This window comes from Pseudomonas frederiksbergensis, from assembly GCF_003732275.1.
Classification (GTDB): domain Bacteria; phylum Pseudomonadota; class Gammaproteobacteria; order Pseudomonadales; family Pseudomonadaceae; genus Aquipseudomonas; species Aquipseudomonas frederiksbergensis_H.
In genome coordinates, this window is sequence record NZ_MOBM01000014.1 from 26,602 (window position 1) to 36,678 (window position 10,077).

Sequence of the window (10,077 nt, forward strand, 5' to 3'; positions counted from 1 at the left end):
CCCCAGCGCCCAGCCCTGGCAAAGAATCTGGCCACGCCCAGCGCCTTGCAGGTGTGCAGTGGAAACTCAGGGTCATTGACCAGATCCCAGCTCGCCAGAGCACGGGCCTCACTCGGAGCCGCATCGCCTCGATTATTGCAGACCTGGCAGATCCACATAACCAGCCCGGTGCTCTCCTGGTGGCGCCGCTCGGGCGCTACGCTGCAGTGCTGGCAGAGCCGCGCCGTCACAGTCAGTAGCTCGCCGGTTCGTAGCTGCTCGGGCTCGGCTCATAAGTCGGCACACTGCAGGTGTACGCCGAATCACTGGGGCGGCTCCAGGAATCGTCCGAAACAACCGGCGAGCAGGTTTCGCGCACCGGCTCCGGCGAGACATAGCCAATCGAAACCCCACTCAGCGGCGATAGCGGATTCAATGGATGCAGCGGATCGTGCTGCACCAGGACAGGCGCAGAATGACCGCTCGAGGACGGCACACCTGACTGGCGAGCCGCGATCCGCTCCAGTCGATCAGTCTGCACCGCCTGATCTCGCAGCTTTTTGCGCTGAGCCTCGGCCGCTTGCTCGCGAGCCAATCGACGCCGCTTCCAGAATCCGAACATTTGCACACCCCACGTTGATTAAAGTTTCTTCCAGAGCGCCGACAGCGCCTCAGTGTCGAGCCCATCGAGAGCCGATTGCATGGCATCCCAACGGGCGGCCCAATGCTGGCGATAGTTCACCTCAGTGACGCCCAGGAGGATCGACAGCTCGGGGCCGTCGTAGCGAGGCGTTCCGGTGTTCTTCAAAAACTTGTGATGTTGCACAGCCAAGTGGGCGAGGCCCTTGGCACGCTGCAGCGTCTTGGCCTGCATCTTTCCGAGCTGAGACTGCACGCGCGACCACAGCAGCACCACGCAGCCCGCCTCGTCGTCCCACTCGAGCGAATCGGCGTAGGCGTAACGCACCCATCGGCTCAGCTCCGTCGGGAGCGTGGCCACCGTTCGCACCAGGTGCGCGTCCTCAAACGCCGTAGGCCCGAGCGGGATCGCGCTTTTTTTCTTTTTCCGTGTCTCGCTGCAGGTCACCCGAGTGGTATCCCTGGCCAAGGCGGCCACGTAGTCAAAGGGCAGATTTTTCGCCTCGTCCTCACCCTCGAGAGGGCACTCAGCGAGGACGCTGGCGCGCTGGCGCGGGAATGCGTCGCGCAGGCGCCCCGTCTCAATCACCCCGACGCCGTCCGGCTCAGGCGGGCGCTCAGTTTCGCGGTAACCGGTGGGCGCCAAGTAGGCGAACAGCAGCCAATCGCGCAGCCACACCAGATCCTGAGCCGTTGGCCCTGCAGGAACGGCATCGCGACGGCGAACGACCGGGCGCGAGCAGGGGCCAGGCAGCAGCACCCAGCACTCAAGGTCGTCGACGGGCGAGAACGGGTGGCGGATCTCGAGCGAGAAGGATTCGCGGGCCGTCATGCCTTGCGCTTCCACGCAAGACTTAGGCGGTGATTCCTGGCCAGAGTGTGGTTGTCTATGCACATCGAGCAACGGGTCGCATTCGGCCTCAGGGCCAGACGCGCGTCACTGATCGGGCGACCACAGGCACCACAAAGACGCTGAGCCATCAGACCAGCCTGCAGAAAGTCGTCGACCTGGAACGCGCGAGCGATCGCGTCGTCTTGGCGCAGCTCGAGGCCACTGGAAACATCAGCAAACACGCGAACCCCCACCCTGCAGCAAGCGAGCAACTGCCATGCCTGCGTTCTTCTGGTTAAACGAATGGACGAACGCGGCGCAATCGGCCGGCTCGTTGAAATGAAGGTCATGCACTTTGTTCTGCGACGCTGCTTTCACCACGACGCGAGCCTCGGAGAGGCCCTGACGGCGAGGGAGCTCGAGCACCAGGACAGACTGACCACCCGCAACATTGAACAGGCGAACCGACTTCATTCCTCGGCCCCCTTGCGTGACGGTGGCGCGATCAGCAACTCGAAAGCGTGACGGTCACGCTTTGCCAGATCTGCCCCGGCGAGGGCCAGCGCGGCCAACACGGGAGCGAGGAGGGCCGCGAACGCCTGAGGATCTTTCCCTGCAAGGCGGGCGCCGCCGTGAGCCAGCAGCGTCAGGGCCTCGGCTGATTCTTCGAACCCGCCGGCCTTGCACACATCGATCATCGCCTGCACGGTTCCACCGTAGAAGGTGATCGCCGGCAGATGGAACGCCTCAGCCTTGAGCTTGGCCTGCGCATCGCGCAGACGCTTTTTCTGCTGGCGTTCGCGGTTCTGACGCTTGACCTTGTCGGCCTTGCTCTCGCCTGGCACAGCGCCGAAGCGCTCGGCCAGGGCCTCTTTATCAGTAGGGATAACGTCAGACTCTGCAATCGAGCTGACCAGGCGCAGGGCTGCACTCATGCCGACTCACCTCTCAAGTGAGCCAGAAGCAGCATCGGCAACGGCCGGCCGGTGCCGGTCGATAGCGCGATCATTTCGTTAAACATCAGTGAAATAGCTTCGGCGCCTTCCTCAAGCATCCGATCAACGGCCGCCGGATCATCACTGCTGTCATATTTTCCGTCGTGCGCCGGCTCGGTTGCCGCGATGAAATCGCCGATCGACCTCGTGACCTCGCCAAGGTTGGACAAGGCGACCGAAGGGCCGACCAGGCCGGCAAGTGTTGGTATGCGAACGTCGAAGCATCCAGCCATAGCCAGCAGCTGGTGCCGCGCGGCTTGCTGGTACTCAGGAGGCAGGCAGGACAACCAAACCCATTTCCATTCGAGCGGGAAGGGCTGCGTTTCGTGAAAGATGCGCGACACACGGGTCGCCCAGGCCTTGCGTACCTTCTGGTACGTCTCGACGTCCTCGGGCGTTTCAAGCGGTTCAATCAGGCGGGCATCAGCCAGTGCTGGCGCCAGGCGTTCGCTTGCAAAACGCTCGAGTGACCAATCCGAATGGGCGAACCATCGGCTAGTCTGATCGACGAGTACATCCCTTTCAGTTCGCATGGTCATAGCACCTTTCCCTGTAAATACGGTCGCATGTGGCTCTAACCACATTCTCTATATTTAGAGTGAAAATGCAAACAAAATTACTAAATAACGAGTGGTGCCGCTAAGCATCCAGAAGGGACAATAATTACGGGAAAAGGAGAGGGAACCATGCAACGCGACTCAACAATCGGCTCCGCGATACGGAAGAGGCGGCAAGCCCTTGGATGGTCGTTACAGCGCCTGGTCGAGGCGTCTCATATTGAGATGTCAACCGGGCATTTAGCGACCCTCGAAACCAAAGACATGGCGCCTAGCGTCTACGTCGCCGAAGCGCTCGCGAAGGGCCTCGGAACAACCGTCGACGTTTTGCTACGCGAGGCGAGAGATCCGACAGCCTTTGAGGCCCCCACCGAGCACGCTCAACGCGTGCCAGTAGTGCCGTGGGATCAAGCCGCAAAATGGGCTGCAAACCCTGATCCTAGACGCCTTCCGGCCGGTTCGTCATGGGTCATGCCAACCGATACACCTTCGGGCAAAGTCTTCGCCCTAAAGGTTCGTGATGAAAGCATGCAAGCCCCGAGTGGGATCAGCTTCCCGGCTGGCTATACGATCTTCGTCGACCCTGGCCGCAAGGCACTTGCCAATGACTTTATCGTGGGCCACCTAGGCGACCCGAGCGCACCAGTGTTCAAGAAATTGACACTTGATGGCTCGGCGTACTGGCTCAGGTCGCTGAATCCGCAGTTTCCCATGCAACAGGTGGGTGATACATTCGAGGTGATAGGTGTCGTCGTCGGCCTTCGTGCGGCGTTCGACAAAGGGGGAGTTCTATAAAAAGAGCACGTCAGTCTTCTAAATATAGAGTGGACGACGTAAAGTAGCGGGGCTACCCGCTAACGAGCTATTTTTTTTCAAAGCTGGAAAAGACAAAGGCCGGGGGGCTTTAGCAACCCCCCGGCCTTCGCGATAGACGCACACCTTGCGGTGTCTACTGGTGCAATCGGTTATCTGTTTTAGCGGGCAGGTAACACGACTTACTACTCGAACTTTGCCGTTCAGTGCCCAGTTTAGACCCGTGTATACGGACGTCAATCGTTTGTACTTTTTCACCTTTGTACTTTTGACCAAAGGGACAAAATGACAAACGTACAAAAGGGCGCTGGGCTGGAAGCCTACTACCAGGAGCGGTTTAACTCCGATCCGTACAGCCTGCTTGATTTCTTTGACGCTGATATTTCCGCAGCCGCGGCTGACGCGTTCGTCAACTGGTCATCGGTGCGCGGCCTGGTTCGTCTCAACGGCGAACGCTTCAAGGCCTACTCAAAAGCGAAGATCCTCACCACCGACAGCCGCTACGACGGCAAGGTCATGGTATGGGGCGAGCTCAAGAAAACCGACCCCAAGCCCGCGACCGATACACGCCCTGCACTGGCGGCGATCGAATACCCGGCCCTGACGTTCAGCAACAACGCCGCGTCGCCTTCGTACTGGTCTGGCTTCACAGCCCTACTCGATCTGTACCAGCGCGAAAAAGGGATCGATACCAGCGAGCGCGACCGCGAGTTTTTGGCGAAACAAGAAGCCAAACGCCTCGAGCGTGAGGCCCGCCAGGCCGCTGAGGAAGCGGCGCAACGCATCCGCGAGGAGCGTATCCAGGGCGAATTTTCTGCCTACAAAAATGCCTGGCTGACCGGCGAGCGCGGGGAATTCGAATACGAGGGCACTCGCAAAGACCGCACCACCTTCATTGCTCGCGGCTTTGTCGAGGTGATCGGCGACGAGGACGGTAGCGCGCCTTACCTGCAGAAAAAGCAGATCGGCGCCATCGCGTCACGCTTCAAAATGAAGCGTATGCGTGACAGTCACGGTGTTTTCACGGCCGTTCCGTTGCTCAATATCCACGGCCAATTCCTCGGCCTGCAGCGCCTGTACGACGACAAAAAGCTGCAGGGCACGGGCGTCAAGATGGACGGTGCCCACTGCATTTTCGGCGATATCGAAACCGCCGAGATCCGGATCTCGGTCGAAGGCTTCGCGACTGGCGCCAGCGTTTACCTAGCCGAGCTCGAGGCCGGCCGCAACATCGCCGTGGTCGTCGCGTTCAACGTCGACAACCTGGTCAAGGTACTGCGCATCTACGACAAGTTTTACCCGGGCTGGCGTTTCCTCAACGCCGCCGACAATGACCAATGGAAAGACGCCGGCAACGCCGGCATGCTCGCTGCGCTGGAGATTCACCGCGACCTGCAGCACGTCGCCACCGTTCCGACTTTCGAATCAATGAGCCTCGACGAGGTGGCCAAGGCCAGGGAAACCGGCAAAGGCCCCACGGACTGGAACGACTACCACTGTCGCTACGGGCTGAAGTCGACCGCCAAGGCGCTGCACGCACGCGACAGCATGCACCGGGCCGAAAAGGACTGGTTTAGCTACTGCCTGCAGCGCCTGGCTCACAGCGGCGGCAAGGATCGGGTAGAGAAAGCGGCCAAGATGGCGGTTAACGCCGGCCTGCTCCTGGTGCCGATCAAATACAGCGTCGACGAGGTCGTCGGCCGTGTGATCGAGAACCTGCACCCAAGCACCCCCGTTGCCCTGCACGCGAAAATGCGCAGTCTGGCGCACTGGATCTGCCGCCAGAAGGTCAATCAGGCCCAGCAACTACGCGGCTTTTCGGTCAAGGCGCTGGCAAACCCGAACGTTCGTTACATGAAAATCGAAGGCGTGCGCGCCGAGCACGGCGGCATTGAGCTGCCGGCGCACATGGCTGACCTGGTCGAAAGCCTCGAGGGTGTGATCGTTGTCCGCGCTCCGATGGGGTCGGGCAAAACCGAGAAGCTGATCGCGCCGCTGATGAAAGCCTCGACGAAAGCCGCCTATATCGCGCACCGGATCTCGCTCCTGGAAGACGCCGCCGCTCGCCTCAACGTCGAGCACTATCAGCTGGTTACCGCCCGCCAGATGCCGTGGGTGTCGCACATGGCCTGCTGCGTCAACAGCCTGACCGCACCGAAGTTCTACAACGCCGAGGAGCGCAGCTGGTTCACTACCCTTGAAACGCTCTGCATCGACGAGGCCTCCCAGGTGATCCGCCACACCACGACCGGCCCAGTTGAGGGGCGTGTGCGCGTGCTCGACTCTCTGATCGAGGCCGTCGCGGCCGCAAAACGCGTCCTGCTCTGCGACGCCGACGCCAACGACGGTGTAATCGAATTTTGCGAGATTGCACGCCCTGGTGAAGTCATCACCGTTCTGGATATCGTCGGCACGACCGACCATATCCGGGTTGACCACGGCGACGACGAGACGGTCTGGCAACTGGCGATCGATCAGATCTGCGCCGGCCGGCGCGTGCTGGTCGCCAACGACTCGGCCGAATCGGCCAAGAAAATGGCCGCTCTGATCGAGGCCAAGGTCAGCGAGGAGGAGATCGCACCGGTTCGCATGCTCCTGGTTCACGCCGACAGCAAGGCCGACCCCGACGTCGAGGAGTTTTTGCGCAACCCGAACGAGGAGGCACTCAAGTACGACGTGCTGATCTACTCGCCGGCTATCAGCTCCGGCGTATCCATGACGACGCCCCATTTCGAACACCATTTCGGCCTGTTCAGCGGGAACACTGTCGGCCCGTCCGACGCTGTCCAGATGTTGCGCCGCGACCGTACCGCCCGACATTACGTCGTAGGCATTGGCCACACCTCCGGCCAGCGTGAAACCGACCCTGAGTCGCTTTATCGGGGCTTATTGGTCGCCGAGGATCTGGTCTGCCAGTTCCAGGAGACGCCCGAAGAATTCCGCCTGACCCGCAAAAAGACCGCTTTCGACAAAATCTGGCTGTCGACCGTCACCTCTGAGAACAAGGCGCGCAACAGCTTTGCGAACAACCTGCTGCTGATGCTCTCCGGCGAGGGTTACCAGGTGCAGCGCTTGGCGATCGATCCTCAGACCATTGACGACCTGACCGACATTTCGCGCAAAAACCGCAAGTTCGCGGGCGAACTGGTGTTTGCCAAGCGTATGGATCTGATCGACAGCGTCGAGACACCGACCGAGGAGGCTTTCCTCAAGCTCAATCGTCAAGAAGTCCGCAGCGAGGCGGAAAGCGCCCAGGTCGATCGCTATCACATCGAGCACCAGCTCGGCGTTGACGAGATCCGCGCCGACGACGTCGCGTTCTATGACAATCGGGGGATTGCCAAGGTCGTGCAGCTCGAGCTGCTGCAGGCTGACGAATCTCAGGCGAAGGCCTACGACTTGGCCCAACGCAAGGCGCGGGTAGTCATCACTCAACACCGCTTCAAAACCCCAGCGCACGCGCTGCTGAAACAGATTTTCGAAATCCTCACCCTGGATCGTCATTCGGGAACTGGTGAATTCAACAGCCTGCAGTGTCGCCAGGTGCTGGAGCTGCTCAAGCGCGATCAGGCAACGCTAGATCTGTACAACGCGCTGAAGCTCGGCCGACCAGTCGCAAGCCTCAACGCGAAGGTCTGCGCAACTACGGTCGTAAAGTCGATCCTCGAGCGCCTCGGACTGGTCACGAAAAAGCGTAAGACGAACGGGCAGGTTCTTTTTGGCCTCAACATGGATAATTGGGCGTTCGTTATGGGCTACGTACAGCGCCGTGCAGCCAAAAACGTCCATTCCCTGACCACCCATGACCACGAAACCACGCACCAGCCCCTGCTGGCCCCTGAGGAGCTCGCAGAAGCCCCCAAAGCGCAGCACGCCCCGATTACAGCGGGCGCGACGGGCAGTGACACTTTGCAGGTAGAGGGTGTAAGCACAGTTGAAAAGTATCCCTTGGAAGTAGCAGAACGAGTATTCGCTTTTGCTTCGCTTTGCGAGCTCCCCCCCGGCACGCCAGTTGTGCAGCTGGTGGGGGCGATCGATCCGAGGGTCGTGCGTCGGATGGCGAACCCAGGGGAGGAATTCAGCACTCTGAAATGGATGCTCGGATATGCGGCGAAGCTACTTCGACCACAGGCGCGTTATACTGTTTAGATAGACAGTGATGGCAATTACACATCGATAGGAACAAAGGGGAGGGATTCACCTTGCAGTGCCAAGAAAAAATGGACAGAGCGTCCGCTAAACTGAGCCGCGCCAAATCGGCGCTCAGCATGGCCACGAAGGCCGGAATGGAAGCAACTAGAGGGGAGCTGCTCGACATGATCGCGACAGCGCTCGAGCAGATAGAGGAGGCTGATACAGAGCTCAGAGGCGGGGAAAATCAGGACGTTCTGCCGGGACGCTTGATCCCGGCAGAAGATTTGACGCCATGTCAGGCAGTGGTTTTACCGCTCGCGGCTTCGAACAAAGCCCTTTGAGCCTCTTCTCTGCTGTCACCCTCTGCTCTGGCGATCTCGACGCCATTTAGCTTGGCCACAGCAACGAAACGACCCTCCGAGATCTCGAGCACCGAGACTCTCGGTCTAGCATTCGCCACCTCTGCCGGAACAGCCGGCGCAACCGCTCGAGCAGGGCGGTTCGGGGTGGCAAGGGCCTCGCTGGCCATCGACAGATAATCCTTGATCGCCTGGCGGTGACTGCCCACGTTAACCGAGATCGCTTTCTGCGAGATCAGGACATCAGGCGCTGCAGCTACAGCCTTTTTCACCCATTCATGAATGCGCTGCGAAGCGACACCGCCAGCGGCTTGCTCGTCGAGCGCCTCGAGCGCCTCGAGGCGGCTGGCGTACTTGCTCACCGGCTCGGCCGGCGCTTCGTTGGTATAGGTGATCTTGAAGGCCTTGTAGCTTTCCTGAGTGTCCATGTCCTCATGGCCCAACATTTCGCGCCAGAACACCGTTTCGTTAACTGTTTTCCAGCGAGCGTCTCGCGTGAAATGGGTCTCGAAAACGATTCGAGCCCATATGGCGCGGCTGTCTTTGAATACCCAACCCTCGCCGCCAAACACACGCTTGGCCGTGGTGTTTAGGGTTTTTGCGACGCGGCGATTGATTTCGGTGTTGTCCAGGTGCTGCAGCTCGAGCACCTCGGGCAATGCCCGCAACCGTTCGACGGCCGCGAGCACCTGGTCGGCGGGGATCAGGCTATAGATTCGATAGCTCGAGCTGTAGTCGACGCCGCCGCGGCGCTTGGCTTGGCCGCTAAATTCGAGCTCAAACTCGCCGACTTTTTTGAAGCGACCGAGCGCCAGAACCTCAACCTCACGGCGCCCGGTAACCATCGCAAGCCCAAGCGCCAGCGCCGAGAACCGCTGCACAGGCAAGCCATCACCACCGATCTCGGCGTGGGTCAGCAGCCCGTTTGCGGTATCAATGAACTGGTAATAGTTGACCTCGATCGTGTTGGTTGCGCGCTTCTCAAGCGTGGCGGCGGCCTGAGTTGCAAGCTCTACTTTTGTCGCTGCAGGCAGCACCAGGTGCCGCATTACTTCGTGGTCGAGTTTCATCGCCTGGATGGCGTCATAAGCATCTAGGTCGCGATCCTGGCGAACTTGATTCAGCAGCTCACGGTGTGCAAGGCGTAGCTCTGTGATGTTTTGCATTTCGGCCAGCGCGTGCAGCTGCTCGGCGTAGCGTGGGTAATGCTTTGCCAAGCGCCGAGCGGACTCCTCAAGCCCGTGATGGCGCCAGTTCTGCGCAGTGACAGCCTTGCGAACGAGGGTCAAATATCGGCGATAGGTCGACGCCTTCAATTTGTCATCTTCGTTGCGACGCTTGTCCTCATACAGGCGCTTTTTAAGGCTCTCAGCCACTCGCGTTATCCGCTGAGTTTTCTTGCTGCGCGACATATGAGGGTCTGAGTCGATCTGCTGAATATCGGCGATCAGCTTGTCGATCAAAGGGGGAAGATCGATTTTCTGGCGAGTGGCCCCGCCGTAATTGCCAAAGCTTTCGCGCTCCTGGTCTGGCTGCATTTCATCACCTTTCATCAGTTCGTCGCCCATATATACACCCATTGCCCTAAGGAAGAATAGAAGGTCGCCAGCTATACACCCATAGCCCGCAAACCGATATCAGCAAATATACACCCATTGCCCGCCATTGCATACACCCATTGCCCGCATCAATGTACACCCATTGCCCAATCCCCGCCGCTATACACCCATTGCCCAATATACACGCATAGCATAGCTCTATATTGGGCA

Annotated in this window: 8 protein-coding genes; 2 read left to right on the forward strand and 6 right to left on the reverse strand. The window is 59.8% G+C overall.

Features of this window, described 5'->3' with window-relative positions:
• Positions 1 to 232 precede the first annotated feature (232 nt).
• From BK662_RS12145 to BK662_RS12170, 5 genes are all read right to left on the reverse strand, one after another.
• Positions 233 to 601: a hypothetical protein gene (locus BK662_RS12145; protein WP_123358260.1), complete on the reverse strand. Its 369-nt coding sequence runs from the start codon at positions 599 to 601 to the stop codon at positions 233 to 235.
• Positions 602 to 619: 18 nt separating this feature from the next.
• Positions 620 to 1,450: a bacteriophage antitermination protein Q gene (locus BK662_RS12150; RefSeq protein ID WP_123358261.1), complete on the reverse strand. Its 831-nt coding sequence runs from the start codon at positions 1,448 to 1,450 to the stop codon at positions 620 to 622.
• A 231-nt stretch (positions 1,451 to 1,681) separates the two neighbouring features.
• On the reverse strand, positions 1,682 to 1,924 hold the full coding sequence (locus tag BK662_RS12160; RefSeq protein WP_123358263.1) for a hypothetical protein: 243 nt from the start codon (positions 1,922 to 1,924) through the stop codon (positions 1,682 to 1,684).
• Positions 1,921 to 2,385, reverse strand: a complete 465-nt coding sequence (locus tag BK662_RS12165; protein WP_123358264.1) for a hypothetical protein — start codon at positions 2,383 to 2,385, stop codon at positions 1,921 to 1,923. Before BK662_RS12165 ends, BK662_RS12160 begins: the two co-directional genes overlap by 4 nt.
• Positions 2,382 to 2,984, reverse strand: coding sequence for a hypothetical protein (locus BK662_RS12170; protein ID WP_123358265.1), 603 nt, complete (start codon positions 2,982 to 2,984; stop codon positions 2,382 to 2,384). The genes BK662_RS12165 and BK662_RS12170 overlap by 4 nt, the downstream gene beginning before the upstream one ends.
• A gap of 147 nt (positions 2,985 to 3,131) precedes the next feature.
• Here BK662_RS12170 and BK662_RS12175 point away from each other — a divergent pair, with 147 nt between their 5' ends.
• Entirely contained in the window at positions 3,132 to 3,797 is a 666-nt protein-coding gene (locus BK662_RS12175; protein ID WP_123358266.1) for a helix-turn-helix domain-containing protein, read from the forward strand.
• A gap of 303 nt (positions 3,798 to 4,100) precedes the next feature.
• Complete coding sequence (locus BK662_RS12180; protein ID WP_123358267.1) at positions 4,101 to 7,964, forward strand: plasmid replication protein, CyRepA1 family; 3,864 nt, start codon at positions 4,101 to 4,103, stop codon at positions 7,962 to 7,964.
• Between the two features lie 280 nt (positions 7,965 to 8,244).
• Here BK662_RS12180 and BK662_RS12190 read toward each other — a convergent pair whose 3' ends face one another.
• Positions 8,245 to 9,876: a protelomerase family protein gene (locus tag BK662_RS12190; RefSeq protein ID WP_221179103.1), complete on the reverse strand. Its 1,632-nt coding sequence runs from the start codon at positions 9,874 to 9,876 to the stop codon at positions 8,245 to 8,247.
• Between the last annotated feature and the right edge of the window lie 201 nt (positions 9,877 to 10,077).